Origin of the sequence: Bacillus sp. EU63, from assembly GCF_038592915.1 — a bacterium.
GTDB classification, from domain to species: domain Bacteria; phylum Bacillota; class Bacilli; order Bacillales; family Bacillaceae; genus Bacillus; species Bacillus velezensis.
In genome coordinates this window covers 2,954,100-2,974,993 of record NZ_CP151944.1, presented here as the reverse complement: position 1 = coordinate 2,974,993, position 20,894 = coordinate 2,954,100, and the positions used below count along the sequence as shown (strand labels likewise).

The 20,894-nt window shown below is 47.3% G+C and carries 19 protein-coding genes and 1 other annotated feature; of the genes, 11 read left to right on the top strand and 8 right to left on the bottom strand.

The features are described 5' to 3' along the window. The 6 genes from NYE38_RS14770 (at position 1) to NYE38_RS14745 (ending at position 6,685) form a co-directional block, all read left to right on the top strand. Positions 1-696: a response regulator transcription factor gene (locus NYE38_RS14770; protein ID WP_014418686.1), complete on the top strand. Its 696-nt coding sequence runs from the start codon at positions 1-3 to the stop codon at positions 694-696. Next, a complete protein-coding gene (locus NYE38_RS14765) occupies positions 689-1,693 on the top strand; it encodes a sensor histidine kinase (RefSeq protein WP_017418409.1) in 1,005 nt (334 codons plus the stop codon). Before NYE38_RS14770 ends, NYE38_RS14765 begins: the two co-directional genes overlap by 8 nt. A 102-nt stretch (positions 1,694-1,795) precedes the next feature. Further along, positions 1,796-2,551, top strand: a complete 756-nt coding sequence (locus NYE38_RS14760) for an ABC transporter ATP-binding protein (RefSeq protein WP_285002147.1) — start codon at positions 1,796-1,798, stop codon at positions 2,549-2,551. Further along, positions 2,548-4,488 (top strand): ABC transporter permease, encoded by a 1,941-nt coding sequence (locus tag NYE38_RS14755; protein ID WP_340802137.1) that lies wholly within the window; start codon positions 2,548-2,550, stop codon positions 4,486-4,488. The genes NYE38_RS14760 and NYE38_RS14755 overlap by 4 nt, the downstream gene beginning before the upstream one ends. A gap of 107 nt (positions 4,489-4,595) precedes the next feature. Beyond that, positions 4,596-5,306, top strand: a complete 711-nt coding sequence (locus NYE38_RS14750) for a TIGR02206 family membrane protein (RefSeq protein ID WP_071181941.1) — start codon at positions 4,596-4,598, stop codon at positions 5,304-5,306. A gap of 194 nt (positions 5,307-5,500) precedes the next feature. Then, positions 5,501-6,685 carry an MFS transporter gene (locus tag NYE38_RS14745; RefSeq protein ID WP_017418406.1) on the top strand — a complete coding sequence of 395 codons (1,185 nt, stop codon included), beginning with the start codon at positions 5,501-5,503 and terminating at the stop codon, positions 6,683-6,685. A 40-nt stretch (positions 6,686-6,725) separates the two neighbouring features. Here NYE38_RS14745 and NYE38_RS14740 read toward each other — a convergent pair whose 3' ends face one another. After that, complete coding sequence (locus NYE38_RS14740) at positions 6,726-7,511, bottom strand: PAS domain-containing protein (protein WP_340803134.1); 786 nt, start codon at positions 7,509-7,511, stop codon at positions 6,726-6,728. 388 nt (positions 7,512-7,899) lie between these two features. Between NYE38_RS14740 and NYE38_RS14735 the strand changes: the two genes are divergently transcribed. From NYE38_RS14735 to NYE38_RS14720, 4 genes are all read left to right on the top strand, one after another. Beyond that, a complete protein-coding gene (locus NYE38_RS14735) occupies positions 7,900-8,235 on the top strand; it encodes a DUF4257 domain-containing protein (RefSeq protein WP_015418038.1) in 336 nt (111 codons plus the stop codon). 102 nt (positions 8,236-8,337) lie between these two features. Further along, positions 8,338-8,551, top strand: a binding site (T-box leader). A 109-nt stretch (positions 8,552-8,660) separates the two neighbouring features. Next, the gene (gene leuS, locus NYE38_RS14730; RefSeq protein WP_015240416.1) at positions 8,661-11,075 is read left to right on the top strand and encodes a leucine--tRNA ligase; all 2,415 of its coding nucleotides are present in this window, start codon (positions 8,661-8,663) and stop codon (positions 11,073-11,075) included. 116 nt (positions 11,076-11,191) lie between these two features. Beyond that, positions 11,192-11,503, top strand: a complete 312-nt coding sequence (locus NYE38_RS14725) for a rhodanese-like domain-containing protein (RefSeq protein WP_007613212.1) — start codon at positions 11,192-11,194, stop codon at positions 11,501-11,503. 84 nt (positions 11,504-11,587) lie between these two features. Then, entirely contained in the window at positions 11,588-12,064 is a 477-nt protein-coding gene (locus tag NYE38_RS14720; protein WP_217365606.1) for a GNAT family N-acetyltransferase, read from the top strand. Positions 12,065-12,100: 36 nt separating this feature from the next. Here NYE38_RS14720 and melA read toward each other — a convergent pair whose 3' ends face one another. The 5 genes from melA to NYE38_RS14695 are packed head-to-tail and all read right to left on the bottom strand — an operon-like array spanning position 12,101 to position 17,495. Beyond that, positions 12,101-13,399, bottom strand: coding sequence for an alpha-galactosidase MelA (gene melA / locus NYE38_RS14715; protein WP_017418403.1), 1,299 nt, complete (start codon positions 13,397-13,399; stop codon positions 12,101-12,103). A gap of 22 nt (positions 13,400-13,421) precedes the next feature. After that, the gene (locus NYE38_RS14710; RefSeq protein ID WP_007408803.1) at positions 13,422-14,243 is read right to left on the bottom strand and encodes a carbohydrate ABC transporter permease; all 822 of its coding nucleotides are present in this window, start codon (positions 14,241-14,243) and stop codon (positions 13,422-13,424) included. After that, the gene (locus NYE38_RS14705) at positions 14,240-15,154 is read right to left on the bottom strand and encodes a sugar ABC transporter permease (protein WP_017418402.1); all 915 of its coding nucleotides are present in this window, start codon (positions 15,152-15,154) and stop codon (positions 14,240-14,242) included. The genes NYE38_RS14710 and NYE38_RS14705 overlap by 4 nt, the downstream gene beginning before the upstream one ends. Beyond that, complete coding sequence (locus NYE38_RS14700) at positions 15,151-16,428, bottom strand: ABC transporter substrate-binding protein (protein ID WP_025649744.1); 1,278 nt, start codon at positions 16,426-16,428, stop codon at positions 15,151-15,153. The genes NYE38_RS14705 and NYE38_RS14700 overlap by 4 nt, the downstream gene beginning before the upstream one ends. Positions 16,429-16,469: 41 nt before the next feature. Next, positions 16,470-17,495, bottom strand: coding sequence for a LacI family DNA-binding transcriptional regulator (locus tag NYE38_RS14695; protein ID WP_129093761.1), 1,026 nt, complete (start codon positions 17,493-17,495; stop codon positions 16,470-16,472). Positions 17,496-17,695: 200 nt separating this feature from the next. Here NYE38_RS14695 and NYE38_RS14690 point away from each other — a divergent pair, with 200 nt between their 5' ends. Further along, positions 17,696-17,878 (top strand): sporulation protein Cse60, encoded by a 183-nt coding sequence (locus NYE38_RS14690; protein WP_003152309.1) that lies wholly within the window; start codon positions 17,696-17,698, stop codon positions 17,876-17,878. A gap of 35 nt (positions 17,879-17,913) precedes the next feature. Here the strand turns inward: NYE38_RS14690 and NYE38_RS14685 are convergent, their stop codons facing one another. Both NYE38_RS14685 and NYE38_RS14680 read right to left on the bottom strand, forming a co-directional pair. Beyond that, a complete protein-coding gene (locus NYE38_RS14685) occupies positions 17,914-19,449 on the bottom strand; it encodes a BCCT family transporter (RefSeq protein ID WP_017418399.1) in 1,536 nt (511 codons plus the stop codon). Positions 19,450-19,628: 179 nt separating this feature from the next. After that, positions 19,629-20,894 carry an NAD(P)/FAD-dependent oxidoreductase gene (locus NYE38_RS14680; RefSeq protein WP_007408798.1) on the bottom strand — a complete coding sequence of 422 codons (1,266 nt, stop codon included), beginning with the start codon at positions 20,892-20,894 and terminating at the stop codon, positions 19,629-19,631.

The window sequence follows — 20,894 nt, the reverse complement described above, 5'->3', positions numbered from 1 at the left end:
ATGTTTCACATTTTGTTAATAGAAGATGATAACACTTTGTTTCACGAGATGAAAGAGAGATTAACGGGCTGGTCATTTGCGGTGCACGGAATAAAAGATTTCAGCCGGGTTATCCGGGAGTTTTCTGAAATTAAGCCTGATTTGGTGATCATTGATGTACAGCTGCCGAAATTTGACGGCTTTCATTGGTGCAGAATGATACGCTCCCAATCAAACGTGCCGATTCTCTTTTTGTCCTCACGCGATCATCCCGCGGATATGGTCATGTCGATGCAGCTCGGGGCAGATGATTTTATTCAGAAGCCTTTTCACTTTGATGTGTTAATCGCGAAAATACAGGCGGTGTTCCGCCGTGTGCACCAATACGGCACAGAACCGGCGCTGATGAAAAGATGGTGCGGGGCGGTCATTGACACAGAAACCAACACGGTCAGCCGTAAAAACGGTTCGGTCGAGCTGACCAAAAACGAAATGCTGATCTTAAAACTGCTGGCTGAGCAGAAAAATAAAATCGTCAGCCGGGAAGAACTCATCAGAAGCCTATGGAATGATGAGCGTTTCGTCAGTGATAATACGCTGACGGTGAATGTCAACCGGCTGCGGAAAAAACTCGATCAATTAGGCATCGGGAAAATGATTGAAACCAAGGTGGGGCAGGGATACATCGCAAAGGAAGAAGACGGTCTTTATGATTAAGTCATTTCTGCTCGAAAGAAAAAGCTGGATTGCGATGTTTCTTTTTCAGCAGGCTGTGCTCCTTTTTGCGGCATATATTGATCCGTCTATTCCGTTTTTTTCGGTGCTGTATTTCGTTTACCTGTCGCTTCTTGTGTTTCTTGTATTTCTCTTGTTCCGCTATCGTAAAGAGACCGCCTATTATAAAAGCTTAAGAGAATGGGACGCCAATTTAGACATGTCTTATCTTAAAGCGCCTGACAGTCCGTTTGAGTCTATCGTTGAAGAAAGCATTGAAGGGCAGACGGAGCAGTTAAGAAAAAGCTCCCTTCATCTTCAGGCGGCGTCAGAGCATGAAAAGGACGATCTGATGTCATGGATTCATGAGGTCAAAACACCGCTGACAGCGATGCATCTCATGATCGAGCGCCTTGATGAACAGCAGCTGAAAGCCCCTTTGCTGTATGAATGGCTGCGGATTCACCATCTTCTGGACCAGCAGCTTCATCAGAAACGATTGTCCTTTATTGAAAATGATTTATCATTCCAGCGCATTCAGCTCAGACCGCTCGTTTTCAAAGAAATTAAAAATCTGCAATCATGGTGTATACAAAAAGGGATCGGGTTTGACATTCAGCTTGATTCACCAGACGTTCACAGTGACGGAAAATGGCTTTCCTTCATCATCAGGCAGCTGTTAAGCAATGCCGTCAAATACAGTGAGGCGGATGACATTACCGTAAAAAGCTATGAACAAAACGGCCGGGTGCATGTGGATATCGAAGACCGCGGCATCGGCATCGAGCCCAAAGATCTTCCGCGCATTTTTGAAAAGGGATTTACCTCGACGCGAATGAGGCGTGATCACGCGTCAACGGGGATGGGCCTGTATTTGGCTCGAAAAGCCGCGGCTCCGCTTCTTATCCGGATCAGCGTGCGCTCTGAGCCGGAAAGCGGCACGGTTTTTACCTTGGTGTTTCCGAAACAGAACGATGCCGTCAGCATGTTCAGCGTGTGACAAAAGTGTCACATGCTTTTCTCTTTTGTTCGCTTAATCAAACGAAAAAAACGGTTTCTGTTTTTAAAATAAAGATAACCAATGTAAAAGGAGAATCATAACGTGATGATTTTAGAAGCAGGCAATATACAAAAAAGCTACGGAAACAAGCTGAATAAACAAGAGGTGCTGAAAGGAATTGATCTTCAGATTCACAAAGGGGAATTCGTCAGCATTATGGGCCCGTCGGGATCAGGGAAAACGACCCTTTTGAATGTGCTTTCCTCCATTGATAAAGTGAGCGCGGGCACCATTAAACTGAATGAGACGGAGATTACATCCATGAAAGAAAAACAGCTTGCCGAATTCAGAAAACGGCATCTCGGCTTTATTTTTCAGGATTATAATTTATTGGACACGCTGACCGTGAAAGAAAACATACTCCTGCCGTTATCCATTACGAAAATGTCTAAGAAAGAGGCAGACCTGCGATTTGCCGAGACGGCAGAGGAGCTTGGGATCTATGATTTGAGACTTAAGTATCCGAGTGAAATTTCCGGCGGGCAAAAACAGCGGACGTCTGCCGCAAGAGCTGTTATTCACGAGCCGGGCATTATTTTTGCTGATGAGCCGACCGGAGCGCTCGATTCAAAGGCTGCCATGGATTTACTGAATAAACTCAGCCGTCTGAATCAAAAACGCCGCGCCACCATTGTGATGGTGACGCATGATCCGGTTGCCGCCAGCTATTCCGGACGTGTGGTTTTCATTAAAGACGGCCGTGTGTATACACAGCTGAATAAAGGCGGCCAGGACAGACCGGACTTTTTTCAGGATATTATGAAAACGCAAAGTGTATTGGGCGGAGTTCAGGCATGAGTATTCATCATTTGATCTTCCAGAACTTGAAAAAGAATATGAAAAACTATTACCTTTACGTTTTTGCGCTGGTGTTCAGCGCCGCCCTTTATTTCGCGTTTGTCACGATGCAATACGATCCGGCGCTTGATGAAATGAAAAGCTCCATAAAAGGAGCGGCGGCAATCCGGGCCGCCTCTGTACTGCTTGTGGCGATCGTGTCCGTATTTCTTTTATACGCCAACACCATTTTTATTAAACGGCGCGGCCGGGAAATCGGCTTATTCCGATTAATCGGCATGACGAAAATGCACATTTTCCGCATACTCAGCACAGAAAATTTCATTTTGTATTTCGGATCGATTTGGATCGGTATTTTTGCCGGCTTTTCTCTCTCGAAATTATGTATGATGATGCTGTTTCATACAGTCGGTGTGAAAGCCTCTGTCTCACTGTTTTTTTCAAGCAAGGCGCTCGTTCAGACGTTAATTGTGTTCGGGGCAATTTACGTGCTGATTATGATGATGAATTACTTATTTATTAAACGGCAAAGCATTTTGTCTTTATTTAAAACCGCGTCATCGTCAGAAAGCGGCATAAGGCGGCTCTCTTGGGTGCAGATGGCGATCGGCGTTGTCGGTATTGCGGCCGTTATCGCCGGCTATGCCGTGTCCGCGGATTTATTCGGAGGCAGTTTTACGAGCATGAATGAACTGTTTTCGGCAATGGTGTTTATTCTCGGCTCGGTCATTATCGGAACCTATCTGTTTTATAAAGGTTCGGTCAGCTTTCTGGCAAATCTCATCCGGAAATCAAAAGGCGGATATCTGAATGTCAGTGAAGTGCTGTCTTTGTCATCCATCATGTTCCGGATGAAGTCAAACGCCGTCCTGCTGACGATTATTACGACTCTTTCGGCGCTGGCAATCGGTTTGCTGTCTCTAAGCTATATCTCGTACTATTCCGCGGAAAAATCGGCTGAGCAAAATACAGCCGCGGACTTTGCCTTTGATAACCAAAAGGAGACTGACTCATTTACCGCTTTATTGAAGAAAAACGGAATTGAACACAAAGTGAAAACAATCAAGACCATTCAAGCCGGTGTCAATATGAAGAACATCATAAACGGCGATATGAAAAGCTTTCAACAAGACCCGTCCAGCTTGGCGCTGCCGATTATAAGCGAGAAAGACGCAGAAGGGACGGAGCTTTCTGACGGAGAAGCCGTGTTTACCGGATATAATGATATGATGAAAAGATTTCTTGACCTGAAAACGTCAGGTTCCATTGATATAAACGGCAAAACGGATAAAATACCGCTGGCGTATAAGGGCTTGAAGAACGACTTCCTCCTGTCATATACATTTACAAGCGGAGGGCTGCCGACCGTTATCGTCACGCAGCAGGTATTTGATCGGATCGAGAAAGATATCGACCCGTCCATCCAGGGAAAATCAAATCGGTTTTTCGGCATTACACTCAAACGTGAAGAGGACATCCAAAAAGCTGATGGTCTGTTTCAGGCGCAGCACTATTCTGACGGCGCGCTTTCACAATTTGAAACGGCTGACACCCAAAAGAAAAATATGGGGCTGATCATGTTTATTGTCGGCTTTTTGGGATTAACCTTTCTGATCACCTCAGGCTGTATCCTTTATTTTAAACAAATGGGCGAGTGTGAGGATGAGAAGGCTGATTACACAATATTGCGGAAGCTCGGCTTCACAACGGGGGATCTGCTGAAAGGCATCCGCCGGAAGCAGGCGTATCATTTCGGGATTCCGCTCGTTCTCGGGCTGTTCCACAGCTATTTTGCCGTTCAGTCAGGATGGTTTTTATTCGGAACGGAAGTGTGGACGCCGATGATCATCGTCATGGCGCTGTATACGCTGCTGTACTCCATCTTCGGCATGCTGTCGGTGCTGTATTATAAAAAGGTCATTCAATCCGCCTTGTAAAACAAGTTGAGGAGCCTCCGCATAAGCGGAGGCTTTTTTTGTATGAATAGAAGAAAGCGATTTTTAAAAGAATAGACATACGTCATTTTTTCGCGCGGGGGAGCCTTATGCAGAAGTATTTTCAATTGAAATCTGAAACAGGGGCCTTTCATCTTTTTTCCAAGGAACACATTTTCACGCTGTTGATCATCGGATTGCTGGGGGCGGGCGTGATCGTATTCCGGAAAAAGCTCAACCAGAGTCGCATGATCCGCTATGTACTATTCATTCTCCTTGCCGTGTCGCAGATCAGCTATCATATATGGCTGCTTTGTCATCATGCATGGTCGCTGAAAACAGCTCTGCCGCTGCAGCTGAGCGACCTTTCCGTCTATTTGGCGATGCTGATGGTCATGACAAAAAGCGAAAAACTGTTCGCCTTCCTCTATTTTGCCGGTTTGGGCAGCGCCGTACAGGCGATGGCAACACCTGATTTAGGGGCGTATTCTTTCCCGCATTTTCGGTACATCGTGTTTTTCGTCTCCCACGGCTGTGTTTTTCTTACCTGTCTATTCATGGCTGCTTCAGAAAGGTACAGGCCGTCGGCGCGCGGGCTGTGGGTATCGGTGCTGATCGTAAATCTGTACGGGGCGTGTGTCTTTTTTATTGATCGTGTGCTGAATGCAAATTACCTATATTTAATGAAAAAACCGAAGACCGCTTCGCTTCTGAACGTTTTCGGACCTTGGCCGTGGTATCTTCTATCAATGGAAGCGGCGGTGATATTGAGCTTTTTCATTCTGTATATTCCGTTTTGGCTGCTGAGGAAAAGAGCATAAGGCCGGCCTGTTTTTGTGAATCCAATCATTTGTAATTTTTTCAACATTCCGGCATTATTTTTTTCAGATTCTGATGTTGAAAAAAGACGTCCGCGGCGATAGAATGAATGTGCTATGATAACGTGTTCGATACGGAGCCGCGCTTGCGGTTTCCGTTTTTTCATGGGGTTTTTTATAGAGAGAGGGGGATCGGTATGCCGCGCGCTTTGAAGATATTAATCATCGGAATGTTTATCAATGTGACGGGCGCATCTTTTTTGTGGCCGCTGAATACGATCTATATTCATAATCATTTAGGGAAATCGCTGACTGTTGCGGGGATTGTTCTGATGCTGAATTCCGGTGCCAGTGTGGCGGGGAATTTATGCGGCGGATTTTTGTTTGATAAAATCGGCGGATTCAAATCCATTATGCTCGGCATTATGATCACATTGGCAAGTCTTCTCGGACTCGTTCTGTTTCACCAATGGCCCGTTTATATTTGGCTGCTCATCATTGTCGGCTTCGGTTCCGGTATCGTGTTTCCGGCCAGTTACGCCATGGCGGGAGCGGTATGGAAAGAAGGCGGGCGGAGAGCTTTTAATGCGATTTATGTAGCTCAGAACGCAGGTGTCGCCGTCGGCTCGGCACTCGGCGGGATGGTTGCGGCGTACTCGTTTACGTACGTGTTTTTAGCCAATGCTATGCTGTATGTGCTGTTTTTCCTTATCGTATTTTTCGGGTTTCGAAATATCAAAACCGGAAATGCGAGCCAGGTTTCTGTCCTGGACTACGAGCCTGTCAGCAGCAGAACGAAATTTACGGCGCTTCTCATATTGAGCGGCGGGTATGTTCTCGGGTGGATTGCCTATTCTCAGTGGTCCACAACCGTTGCGTCACATACTCAAAGCATCGGTATGCCGCTTTCATTATACAGTGTGCTCTGGACCGTAAACGGAATATTAATTGTCGCCGGACAGCCTCTCATAGGAGTTGTTTTGAAAAAATGGTCCGGTGCGTTAAAAACGCAGATGGTCATCGGCTTTTGTATTTTTATCGTCTCGTTCGGCGTGCTTCTCAGCGCCAAGCAATTTCCGATGTACCTCACCGCAATGGTGATTTTAACCGTCGGAGAAATGCTTGTCTGGCCTGCCGTGCCTACCATTGCCAATCAGCTTGCGCCTAAGGGGAAAGAAGGGTTTTACCAAGGATTCGTCAACAGTGCGGCGACGGGCGGCAGAATGATCGGGCCGCTTCTTGGCGGCGTGCTGGTTGATCAGTACGGAATGAGCGTGCTGCTGTTGATCCTGATGGTGCTTCTTGTTGTCAGCATCGCAGCGACGGTGCTGTACGACAAACGCCTGAAAACCGTTAGTAAACAAAACGTCCAAGTGCGATGACGACATAAAAAATCCCGCTGTTTCGGCGGGATTTTTTTGTTTATACGACCGGAAGCACGTTGACCGCGTCCTTAACGTTTAAATATGTCTTTAATGAAGAAAAGCTGGCATCAAGCTGATTCATTCTCATGGCGAGGGAAGGCTTGAGCCCGGTGATAATCAATTCCGTGCCGATTAATTTAAGCAGGTGGTGCAATTTGAAAATCCGGTCTGCGGTCTGTTCGTTTACCTCGGCCAGACCTGATAAGTCTATAATTAAGTAATCATCTTTAGATGCGGTTAATATGTCCGTCAAAGTTGTCACGATTGAATCAAATCGTTCTTCTGTTAAGTTTCCCACTAACGGCAAAGCGGAGATGCCGTTTCGGATCGGAACAATCGGCGTTGACAGCGTCGTGATTTCTGCGAGGGAATCCTCAAGGAGCTTTTCGTATTCTTTCTGCTCTGTGATGTCTTTTTGAAAACCGACAAAATAGAGCTTGTCTTCAACATACAGAGGATCAATGTTGAGTTCATTCCAAAATGGGGTGCCGTCTTTTTTGACATTTTTCAGCCGCACCGTGATCTTTTCTTTCTGGTTTAAGCTCTTTCTTATTTTCGCGACTTGTTGACGGTCGGTTTCTTTGCTTTGCAGAAATCTGCAGTTCTTACCTAATATCTCTTCGGAAGAGTAGCCTGTCATATCCATAAATCCCTGATTTGTATATATGATGGGATTGTCCTCAAGAGAGGGGTCTGTAATCACCACGCCGATACGTGCGTGATCAAGCGCCTTTTTGATAAGCTCCAGCTGCTCCGGTTTTCCGAATACATTTGAGTCAGCCATGTAAAACCCCCTTTTGGCCGTAAAGCTGCGCGCTTTTTCAGCCATTGTTTCTCCCCTTTTTAAATGAATCTACAGTAACCGTAGCATAACATATGTTCTGATTCAAGCAGCCGAAGTTTGCAATTTGTCATTCGGGCTTGTCCTCATATACACTGAATATATAAGGGGAAGGCACATCATCGCTAAGTAAGTGACTAGGTCATTGTCACTGGGTGAAAAATGAATCTAATGCATCAAGCTTACCGATCATGTGTTCACATATAATGGAAGAAACAAGCTTTTTACTTTCCTGCTCAATCGCCGGTATGTAGATATCGAAAATCATCGTATTCGTAAGGGGGCTGGATGGCCTGAAGTCGCTTTACTAAATAAGGGCTTTAGGAAGGTGATGAAGATGCTGCATCAGGTAATAATTGCTTGTGTAATTGGAGGAATCATGGGGGTTCTCGGTCATGTGAAAAAGAGAGGCAGGCTGGAGAAACCCAGAATGACAAAGCGGTTTATCTATCTCGGTTTTTTGGAAGATGGTTTTATCGGAATGGCTGCTTCCATCTTACTTGTCTTATCCGCTGACCCCGATTCAGGAATTCAACTCGTCATCTTATCCATAATCGCAGGCTACGGCGGAGAAGCTGTTCTCAGGAGCTTTGATTTTGTCAGAGAACAAAACAGTGATTCGGCCGAAGCAAAACCACACCAGCAAAAAAATCCTCCATCAAAATAATATCCCCGCTCACGACCCGTTCCGGGTACATTCCCATTGTATACAAACCTGCTTGCACTTATGAACAGAATTCTATAAAATACAGGTAAGATTACGGTAGCGATAAGAACAGTGAAGAGGAGCAGTAAGAAGCAGATTTTGCAATCAGAGAGTTGACGGCCGGTGCAAGTCAATCAAGTCTGTTTCCGAACTCGCCTCAGAGTTGCAGCGGCAAAACCGCTGACGCATAACTGCGTTAAAAGTATCAAGTGAGTGCGGCTTAAAAGCGCGCTAACGAGGGTGGTACCGCGGGAAACAAAAATCTCTCGTCCCTTTTTGGGATGAGGGAGTTTTTTTTAGTTTTAGAATAATCTGAATATAATCTTCCTCATCCCGTCAATACTTGGACTACATACGCCGTATTCAATCAGAAGGAGGTTTTTACGTTGAGTTTTCAGCACGAAAAAATAGAAAAGAAATGGCAGAATTACTGGTTGGATCATAAAACGTTCGCCGTCAGTGAAGAGAATGACAAGCCGAAGTTTTACGCGCTTGACATGTTCCCGTATCCTTCAGGAGCCGGCCTTCATGTCGGACATCCGGAAGGCTATACGGCAACCGATATCCTTTCGCGCATGAGACGCATGCAAGGATACAATGTGCTTCATCCGATGGGATGGGACGCGTTCGGGCTTCCTGCCGAGCAATACGCGCTTGACACGGGGAATGATCCGGCTGAGTTCACAAAACAAAATATAGATAATTTCCGCCGTCAGATTCAATCACTCGGATTTTCTTACGATTGGGATCGTGAAATCAATACGACTGATCCGGACTATTACAAATGGACGCAATGGATCTTCACTAAGCTGTACGAAAAAGGGCTCGCTTACGTAGACGAAGTGCCGGTCAACTGGTGCCCGGCGCTCGGAACGGTGCTTGCGAACGAAGAAGTCATTGACGGCAAAAGCGAGCGGGGCGGCCATCCGGTTGAACGCCGCCCGATGAGACAATGGATGCTGAAAATCACCGCTTATGCGGACAGGCTTCTTGAAGATTTAGAAGACCTTGACTGGCCGGAAAGCATTAAAGACATGCAGCGCAACTGGATCGGACGCTCAGAAGGCGCAAACGTGCATTTCGCGATCGACGGCACTGATGACACGTTTACGGTGTTTACGACAAGACCGGACACGCTGTTCGGCGCGGCTTATGCCGTACTGGCTCCTGAGCATGAGCTTGTGGAGGCCATCACGACGCCTGAACAAAAAGAAGCGGTAGACGCTTATGTTAAAGAAGTACAGGCGAAAAGTGACCTGGAACGGACGGATCTTGCGAAAACAAAAACAGGCGTCTTCACGGGCGCATATGCCGTAAACCCTGCAAACGGAGAAAAGCTGCCGATCTGGATAGCGGATTATGTCCTCGCCTCTTACGGAACGGGCGCTGTAATGGCCGTGCCGGCGCATGATGAACGTGATTTTGAATTCGCCAAAGTGTTCAGCCTGCCTGTCAAAGAAGTCGTAAAAGGCGGAAACACGGAAGAAGAAGCGTACACGGGAGACGGAGAGCATGTCAATTCCGGCTTTCTGAACGGACTGAATAAAGCGGAAGCGATTGAAAAAATGATCGCCTGGCTTGAAGAAACGAAAAACGGTGAGAAAAAAGTGACATACCGCCTGCGTGATTGGCTGTTCAGCCGCCAGCGCTATTGGGGCGAGCCGATTCCGGTTATTCATTGGGAAGACGGCACGTCAACAGCCGTTCCTGCGGAAGAGCTGCCGCTGATTCTGCCGAAAACCGATGAGATCAAACCGAGCGGAACAGGTGAATCACCGCTTGCCAACATTAAAGAGTGGGTGGAAGTCACTGATCCTGAAACGGGCAAAAAAGGCAGAAGAGAAACGAACACGATGCCGCAATGGGCGGGAAGCTGCTGGTATTTCCTCCGCTTTATCGACCCGAAAAATCCGGATCAGCTCGCTTCACCTGAGAAACTGGATAAATGGCTGCCCGTTGATATTTACATCGGAGGAGCGGAGCATGCCGTGCTTCACCTTCTGTACGCGCGTTTCTGGCATAAATTCCTCTACGATATCGGTGTCGTGCCGACGAAAGAACCGTTCCAAAAGCTGTATAACCAAGGAATGATTCTCGGGGAAAACAATGAAAAAATGAGTAAATCCCGCGGAAACGTCGTCAATCCGGATGAAATTGTGGCGTCTCACGGAGCAGATACGCTCCGCCTGTACGAAATGTTTATGGGGCCGCTTGATGCATCTATCGCCTGGTCTGAATCAGGTCTTGACGGAGCTCGCCGCTTCCTTGACCGTGTATGGCGTTTGTTTATCGAGGAAAACGGCGAGCTGACGGGCAAAGTGACAGAAGGCGCGGGCGAAACTCTTGAGCGCGTCTATCATGAAACGGTCATGAAAGTGACAGAAAACTTCGAAGCCCTTCGTTTTAACACGGGCATTTCTCAGCTGATGGTCTTCATTAATGAAGCTTACAAAGCGAATGAACTGCCGAGAGAATATATCGAAGGTTTTGTGAAGCTGCTTTCTCCTATTGCGCCGCATTTGGCGGAAGAACTGTGGGAAAAACTCGGCCACGAAGGTTCGATTGCATACGAGGCTTGGCCTGCTTATGACGAATCAAAACTGGTGGATGATGAAGTGGAAATCGTCGTCCAGCTGAACGGAAAAGTAAAAGCGAAATTAATGGTTCCGGCTGATGCTGATAAAGCAGCATTAGAACAGCTCGCACAAGCTGACGAAAAAGTAAAAGAGCAGCTTGAAGGAAAAACGATCCGAAAAATCATTGCCGTACCGGGCAAGCTTGTCAATATCGTGGCAAACTGACCGGACGAAGCCCCTCTCCTACAGAGAGGGGCTTTTTTATCAGGCCTCTATCATAGAAATTGCACCGCAGGCTTTGGTATACTTAACACCATAAAGATGAATGGGAGTGTCACACATTGAAAATAAATGAAATCAGCACAGCCGCACTGGAAGAAAAATTAAAAGCGGGAGAAGAGCTGTATCTGATTGATGTCAGAGAAGACGAAGAAGTTGCCGAAGGAATGATTCCGCAGGCCGTTCACATCCGCATGGGAGACATCCCTGAGAAGATGGATGCGTTAGACAAGGACAAGGAATATGTATTTATCTGCCGTTCCGGAAAAAGAAGCATGAACGTTTGTATGTATTTACATGAGCAGGGCTTCCGTACGGTTAATGTTGAAGGCGGCATGCTGGAGTGGGAAGGCGAAACAAAGCCGAAGAAATAACGCTTTGAAGTGGAAGAAGAAAAGGGACGTGCGTCTTTTTCTTCTTTTTTTATAAAAAAACGGGAGGCGAATCAGGTGAAACCGATGATCCGCGCTATGAAATCAAACGATATCAAACAGGTCCGGCAAGTCGCAGAACGAAGCTGGCATCATACGTATGAAGGGATTATTCCCAGACACATTCAAGATCAGTTTCTCGAATCCGCCTATCAGGATGAGATGATGGAACGCCGGCTCTTGCATTCTCTGTTCTTTGTGGCAGAAGAAGAGGGGCGAGTGCTCGGTTTTGCAAATGTCACTCCGGTTCAAAAAGACGGAAATGCGGAGCTGACCGCCATCTATATTGACCCGGATTGCCAGGGAAGCGGGATAGGAACGGCACTCCTTAAAGAATGCATCAGGCAGTCCGGCGGGGTAAAAAAGCTTTATGTCCATGCAGAAAAAGAGAACCGCATCGCCTTGTCCTTTTATCAAGCGAAAGGGTTTCAATGGGTATGTGAATTTGAAGAAGACTTTAGGGGACACACCTTACAGACGGTCAAACTGGTGCTGAACATATAAAGCGATCCAGCCTTTCCGGGGCCGGATCGCGAATGATCAGTGATAAGTCGGAAGCCGGTCTTTGTGCGCTTCGAATAAGTCATCGCACAAAGATATGATGTCATTCATGGAAAGCTCGGCGCTCGTATGCGGGTCAAGCATGGCCGCCTGATATACGGCTTCCTTTTTTAAAGTAACGGCCGCTTCGATGGTTAAAAGCTGTGTGTTAATGTTTGTTCTGTTGAGCGCCGCGAGCTGCTCCGGAAGTTCGCCCGAATAGGACGGCATAATGTGGTTTTTGACGGCTGTGCAAGGCACTTCAACGACCGCTTTCGCCGGCAGATTCGGTATCAGCCCGGTATTCAGCACATTGCCGCCGAATGTGAACGGACGGCCCGTCTCCATCGCTTCAATAATTCTCGAACCGTATTCTTTTGAGCGTTCATGCGTCAGGTTTTGGTTGTTGATGATGCCGTCTCTCATCGTTTCCCAATTGTTGATTTGTTCCGCGCATCTCCTCGGATATTCATCAAGCGGGATTTGGAGTTCATCTATCAGCTCCGGATACCGGCTTTTTATAAAATACGGGTGATATTCGGCATTATGCTCAGATGATTCCGTTACGTAGCAGCCGAATTTATCCATCAGCTCAAACCGCACCATGTCCTTATGTTTCGTCTTTTGTTTTTCGCGTGCCCGTCTTTTAATTTCCGGATATAAATCAATTCCGTCTTTTTTAATCTCCAAAAGCCAAGCCATATGGTTGATGCCGGCAATGCGTTCCTCCGTACCTTCGTGATCCATGCCGAGTGAGTCAAACAGATCTTTGGTACATACCTGGACGCTGTGGCACAGGCCGACCGTTTTGACATTTGTATGTCTGAGCATCGCTCCGGTCAGAGAGGCCATCGGATTTGTATAGTTTAACAGCCACGCATCCGGGCAGACCTCTTCCATGTCTTTTGCGATGTCAAATAAAACGGGGATGGTGCGAAGGGAACGGAAAATGCCGCCTATTCCGACGGTATCGGCAATCGTCTGGCGGAGACCGTACCGCTTCGGGATGTCAAAGTCAATAACCGTCGCGGGTTTATAGCCTCCGACCTGAATGGCGTTTATCACATAGCCGGCGTGTTTCAGCGCCTGTTTTCGGTCATCGTAGGAGATGATGGATATACTCGTATTGTAGCGGTCTCTCATGTTTTCCAGCATGAGCTGGGATTCTTTCAGCCGTACAGCGTCAATATCATAAAGCGCGAATTCAAACCCGTTTAATGCTTCAGTCAGTAAGCAGTCCCCCAGTACATTTTTTGCGAAAATCGTGCTTCCCGCTCCGATAAACGTAATTTTCTTCAACAGAAATTCCTCCCTTTTCTTCTCAGCCTTTGACCGCCCCGGAGGACAGCCCTGAGATAAAATATTTTTGAAGCGCCAAAAACAATACGACCATCGGCAGCATCGCCATAATCGCGGCTGCGGCGACTAAGTGAAGATTGTTCGCGTTTTCGCCGAAAAATCCCGCCATGGCCACGGTCAATGTCTGCACCTTTTGATCTTGTAAAAAGAAAATCGCAAATTGGTAATCGTTCCAGATAAACACGCAGGAAATAATGCAGACCGTTGCGGTAATCGGTTTCAACAAAGGAAACACGATTGTATAAAAAGTCCTGATCAATCCCGCGCCGTCCATCCTCGCGGCTTCCTCAAGCTCTTTCGGAATGGAAGAGCGGATAAACCCTGAATATAAGAAAACGGTCAGCGGCATATATGCAGCCGTATTAATGAGAATGGCTGCGGCATGCGTATTGATCAGCCCCGCATCAGCGACCATCTTGTATAAAGGAACCATGGAAGTCAAAGGCGGGATGATCATGATAGAAATCAAAAGGCCGAAGACGATTTTGTTCAGCTTTGTATTTCTTCTTGCGAGCGGGTATGCGGCAAGCGAACCCATGAAAATTAACAAAGCGGCGGAAACGGCTGTAATGATGATCGTGTTCAGAAAGGATTGCCCGAGAGAGGCACGTTCCCATGCTTCACGAAAATTCTGAAATGAAAAGGCGGATGGCAGCGACCATTTTGAACTGTAGTCACCTTTTGCTTTTAATGACGTGGTCAGCAAAATATAAAAGGGGACAATATGAACGCACGAGATAACGGCTGCCAACAGCGTAAAAATCCGCATTCGGGCTGTTTTCATGACATTTCCGTCTCCTTTCGCTTGAAATACACGAGAGCCGAAAAGCTGATGACAAGAATAATGACGGACATAAATACTCCTTGGGCGGCGGCATATCCCGCATCCTGCCGTTTAAAATATAAATCATACATAAACGTCGACATCGATTGAGAGGAATTGCCCGGCCCTCCTGCGGTCAGCGCGAAAATAACATCAAACAGCTTCAGCCCGCCGATGATATTGATGACCATGTTGATGGTGACAGCCGGCATCAATAATGGCAGGGTGATGGTGAAAAACGGCTGAAGACCTCCAGCGCCATCCATTTTTGCGGCTTCGTAATAATCTTTCGGAATGCTTTGCAGCCCCGCTAAATATACAATCATCGCAATGCCTGCGTATTGATACGTGTTAATCATGACGATAATCCACGGGTTTGCCGCAGGGCTTGCCAAGGCGTTGACAGGACCGATTCCCAGTGCGCCAAATACATCATTCAGCGCACCCCCGTCATATGAGAAAATAAAATACCAAATGTATCCCATAATCAGCGGACTGATAATGACGGGCAGGTAGACGATCGTTCTTGTGAGCGCCTTCATTTTTAAGCTCTGATTCAAAAGCAGCGCATATAAAAGTCCGAGCATATTCTGAAAAAAAGTGCTTCCGATGCCGTAAAGCAAAGTGTTTTTCACAACAAGCCACGTGTCCGGATCTGTAAAAAGCCTTTTATATTGAGTGACCCCCACCCATTGATACGTCTGTGAGAAGCCGTTCCAGTTTGTAAATGTGATAAAAGCGCCTTTGACAAACGGAAAAATCATGAAAATAAAAACCGTGGCAAGAGCGGGAACGTACATCCACCACAGTGACGCGGGTTTTACCGGCTTTTGATATTGAAATCCTTGAGTTTCTCTTGCAAGATCACTCATTCTTTTTCAGCTCCCCGTGAATCAGATTGAAGCCGGAGCCGCTTATATTCCCTGCCGAGTTTCGCTGAAATTTCAGCGGGGGTTAAGATATCGGCCATCAGCTCCTGCCCGGCTGTTCCCATCACATCCCACATTCCGTTCGGCAAATAAAGGCGGTCAAAATAAGGCTGCACCTTAATATGCTGATAGCGCTTATAGTCATTTGCGTAGAAAATGTCCGTTTGTACATTCACTAATCCGGCCGGAAGCGAGGTCGCTTCGGCAATTGATTTTGCATGCTCGGGTCGGGCCATAAATGCGATAAACTGTTTCGCTTCTTCAAGCCGCGGGGAATCCTTGAATGCCGCCAGCGTGTAACGTTCGCCTCCGATCCAAACCGGCGCGTCTCCCTTGTGGACGGCCGGGGTCGGTATGATGCCGACTTTTACCTTCGGATTGATTTGAGCGACGTCTTGGCCGAGGGTGCCGCCCTGCAGCGTAAAGGCGATTTTGTTTTGCGCCATCAGTTCAATGAGCTGGGATCGTTTTGCCGTCACGGCATCTATATTGAGCAGGTTTTCCTTTTGCATCTCTTTCAGTTTGTCAGATAAATAGGTGAAGTGTGTCCAGCGGAAGGTTCCGTTTAACAGCTGTTTTTTGTAACGGTGTGCGGGATCTGTGATGAGAAGCGGTGCGGCGAATTGATCGTAATATTGGGCAAATGAGCTTTTCTCATAGCCGGCAAACCAAAAGGGGGTGATTGTTCCGCCGCTTTTTTCTTTAATCTGTCTCAGTGCCTTCATAAAATCATCCATTGTTTCCGGCGGTTTGATTTCGTATTTTTCCAATAACGTGCGGTTGTAGGCCAGTCCGTCCTTTGCCTGATTCAGAGGGAAGGCGTATATTCTGCCTTTGGCGTCTTTGAGCATGCTGTTTAAATTCGGATCGAGCCGCTTCGTCCAAGACATGCCGCTGAGGTCAGCGGTATATTCTCCGTAGCGGATTTTGGCCCAGCCGTGTGTGTCGAAAAGATCGGGCATGTCACCGGCCGCCATTCTGACCCTCATCATATTTTCGTAGTCATTGCCTGGGAAATGAACGTTTACTTGAATGTCCGGATGTTCTTTTTGGAATGAATCAGCCAACTTTCTGAATACGGCGCGTTCGCTGTCTGAGGATATTGTGGAATAGACTGTCAATGTTTTCTGCTTTTCTCCGGCGCCGCTCTGTTCTGCCGAGCAGCCGGGAAGGATCATGCAAGTAAAAGAAAGAAACAAAGCCAGTAAGCGTTTCATCTTTTCCTCCTTTAAATATGATATAAACGCTGCGGGACACGTCACCTCCTTTCTTGTGAGCCGCAGCTTTGTCTGACAATCAATGAAGTGGGGAGCGTCACGGCCAGCGGGACGGTTCTGCCGTTTAAACGGTCGAGAAGCAATTTGACACCCGTCCGGCCCATCTCTTCCGTGTATACTTTTACCGTTGATAACGGCGTGCTGGCGTATTCTGCCTCATCAATTCCGTTGAAGCTGACAACCGCCGTATCGCGCGGGACTTGAAGGCCGGCTTCCTGCAAGGCTTTTAAAGCGCCGACAGCCATCGAATCACTTGCGATAAAAAAGGCATCAGGGAGACTTCCGCCTTTGATGGCTTCATTCATCAGCCGGAACCCTTCGTGCATGCTGTATTCGCTGATCAGTACATGCTCCGGCTCGGCGCCGGCCATTTGTAAGAAAGCGGTCAGACGCTTATCCTCAATCGTTTTATTGCTGTTTACGCCGTCTATGACGGTATGCTCCCGCTCCCGGCCGCCGATATAACCGAGCCGTTGATAACCGAGCGACAGAAGATGTTCTATCGCCTTCTGCGCTGCGGCATAAAAATCCACGCTGACGGAATCGTAGCGGGCGGGATCGGGGGTGCCGTTAACAAATACCGCGTGCCTGAAAGCGGCGCTGATATTCGTAAGCGCCTCGTCTTGCAGGCTGCCGATGACGATCACGCCGTCCAGTTCGTGAAACATATGCTCTTGAAAAGAACCGAGATGGATAGAAGATGTGATAAAAACTTTTTGCCGAAAGCATTCTTCCTCAATGCCTTTTCGGATCGCCGAAAAATAAGGATCCTGCCGTTCTTCTTCCGGTGACAGACAGCTGACAACGCCGATCAGGGGCGCTGAATCGCTGCGGCTGCGGTTCTTCCGTTTTTTTGCCGACGGCTGATAGCCCAGCTCATCGGCGATCCTCAGAACTTTTTCTCTTGTTTCATCAGTCACGGCCAAAGAGTCATCCTTATTCAAAATTCTCGATACTGTCGCGCTGGATACAGATGCCTGTAAGGCAATATCTTTGAGACGGACCATTTCGCATCTCCTTTTTACTAAATATTTACTAAATAGAAATGACCTGGTTATTGTTAAAATGATATTATCATACGTTAGTAAGCGTTTTCAACAACTATTTTTGGTTGCTTTTAGTAAAAATCAGTAAAAAAGAAAATCTGTTTTTCTCTATCATATTTCAATTGAACCGGAATAAATTGATAGAGAAAGGAGAGGGTGATGTGCTGAAGATAGCTGTTTTTGATGAGGAGCATGAAAAGGATCTGCAGACTGAAGTCAATACATTTTTAAAGGGGATTTCTGATGAACAGCTCGTTGATATTAAATATACGGTAGCGGCGGCCTGTGATCCTGAAGGTGAGCAGCTTTATTGTTTTTCCGCTCTCATTTTATACCGAAAATAAAAAAGCCCGGACGAAATGCCGGGCTTCTTTGTGCATTATGCTTTTTTGACGCGGGGGCTTCTCGGTTTTTGGTATTTCTCCGCTTGTTTGATTCCTTTTCTCTCGCTCGCTAATGACTTGTACAGAGACACGATCATCAGAAGGATCACGACTGAAAACGGAACCGCGGCGAGAATGGCCGTGTTTTGCAGTGCGGCCAGACCGCCGGAATATAATAATACCGCTGCCACGGCGGACTGGATGATGCCCCAGATGATTTTCACCCGGTTTGACGGGTCTAATGAGCCGTAAGACGTTTGCATTCCAAGCACAAATGTCGCTGAATCCGCTGATGTAATAAAGAATACAGCGATCAGAACAAGCGTTAATACGGATGTCACCATTGTCAGCGGATAGTGGCTGAGTGCGCCGAACAGCATCGTATCCGTTGACATTCCCGCGACATTGAATACGCCTATCTGCTGAAGATCCATCGCGGATACACCGAAGATCGCAAACCATAAGAAAGCCAATATACAAGGTGTCACCAACACCCCGATTAAAAATTCCCGGATCGTCCGGCCCCTTGATACACGGGCGATAAAAATGCCGACAAACGGCGACCAGGATATCCACCAGGCCCAATAGAAAATGGTCCAGCTGTTAATCCATTCGCGTTTTTGGGGATCATTCGGAGACAAGCGAAAGCTCATCTGCACGATATTTTGGATGTATTGGCCGATAGAATCGGTAAATGAGTTCATAATCAGCACCGTCGGGCCTGCAATGAGCATAAAGATCATTAAAATACCCGCGAGCGCCATGTTGGTATTGCTTAAGTATTTAATCCCTTTGCCGATTCCGCTCCACGCAGAAATCAAAAATAACACGGTCACGACAGCGATCAGGATCAGCTGAATGGAAAATGTTTTCGGAATGCCGAATAAATAATGCAGACCGCCGTTGATCTGAGTCGCTCCGAGCCCTAAGCTTGTCGCCACACCGACAACGGTCGCAAACACCGCGATACAGTCAATTGCTTTGCCGATCGGCCCGTTTACTTTATCGCCCAAAAGCGGTGTCAGTGTGCTGCTGATCAAACCGGGCGCGTCTTTTCTGAATTGAAAATATGCGATACATAAAGCGACGACCGCATAGATGGCCCAAGCGTGCAGCCCCCAGTGGAAAAATGTGTACCGGAGCGCATCACGAAATGCTTGGGGCGTTTCTGTTTCACCTGAGGGAGAGCTGATGGCGTAATGGCTGATCGGTTCCGCAGCCCCGTAAAATACCAAACCGATTCCCATGCCCGCGCTGAAAAGCATGGCAAACCATGATAATAAGCCGAATTCCGGTTTTTCCCCGGGTTTGCCGAGTTTTATTGTGCCGATCGGACTCACAATGAGAAAGAGACAGAAACCGACAAATATAGAAACGACCAGCAGATAATACCAGCCGAAAGAATCCGTAATAAATTTTTGTGCCGTATCAGTGACTTGCTGCAGGCTGTCAGGAGAAATGGCCCCCCATAAAACCGCAGCTGCTGTGATGACAATCACAATCCAAAAAACACTGGAGATGTTCTTCTTCAAACGTTCTCACCCTCTGACTATTTTTTTCAATACGCCATTTTGTTTTAGTGTGGTCGTACGATTGCAGATCATTCCTTTCTTCCTATTCCCTCAATCAGGTGAAACAAAACGCAGAAAACTCTATCATGTTTTTGGTCAATTATCAACGGGGACGCTCAGGTAAATGCGCTTTAAACCATTTAGAGCGAGCGTGAGAAACGTCCTGCATTCAAACCGGCGAGACGACCCGTGACAAAGGCTGAAGTGATATTGTAGCCCCCGGTATAGCCGTGAATGTCGAGTATTTCTCCGCAAAAATATAAGCCTTCCATTTTTTTAGACGCCATTTGTTTCGGCTCAATCTCTTTTACGGAAACACCTCCGCCTGTGACAAACGCTTTGTCCAAAGAAAGCGTTCCGTCAGCGGCAACCGTAAATTGTTTGCAGTCTTTGACAAAAGCCCTGAATTGATCCTTCGGCAGTTCCGTAAAGCTTGTCTGCGGATCAAGACCGTTCCGTTCCAGAAGAAAAAGCAGGTACCGTTCCTGCATCCACGGCTTCAGCGCGTTTTTGAGCGCTTTTTTCGGTGCGTCTTTCAGTTCCTTGTGCATCTTTTGAAATAACTCTTCCTCGTTGATGCCGGGAAACAGATCGATGCGGAGTTTGACCTCTGGCTGCTTTTTCAGTTCTTTGACGACAAACTGGCTGCAGCGGAGAATGGCGGGGCCTGACAAGCCGAAATGGGTAAACAGCATGTCCATCACGTGTGTGACGATTGGTTTTCCTTTTTTATTCAGGACGCTGACGGCCGCGTTTCTAAGAGACAGCCCCTGAAGTGTTTTTTGTTTAATAAACGGTTCTGACGACGTAACCGGCACTTCCGTCGGAAAGAGTTCGGTCACGGTATGACCGGCCGCTTCCGCCCATGCATAGCCGTCTCCGGTGCTGCCGGTATGCGGGACTGATTTTCCGCCGACCGCGATAATGACGGCGTCTGCGTTAATGTGTTCGTCATTGTTTGTCGTAATGCCTGCTGTCCTGCCGTTCTCGTACCGCACTTCTTTGATTTTTTCATTTGTGCGGATGGTGACATTCAGTTGTTTTAATCGGTTCAAAAGCGCATCGACAACGCTTTGCGCTTTGTCCGTCACCGGGAACATGCGCCCGTGGTCTTCTTCTTTCAGCTGAATGCCGAGTTTTTCAAAAAAGGCGATGATATCTTCATTATTAAATTCGGAAAACGCGCTGTATAAAAAGCGGCCGTTGCCGGGGATGTGTTTGATGATTTCTTCAACGGGGAGGCGGTTGGTCACGTTGCAGCGCCCGCCGCCGGAAATCGCCAGCTTCCGTCCCAGCTTGTTTCCTTTATCGATTAATAATACGTCCGCCCCTTCTTCGCCTGCCGCAATCGCAGCCATTAAACCGGACGGACCGCCGCCGATCACAATCACGTCATAATGTTTCAT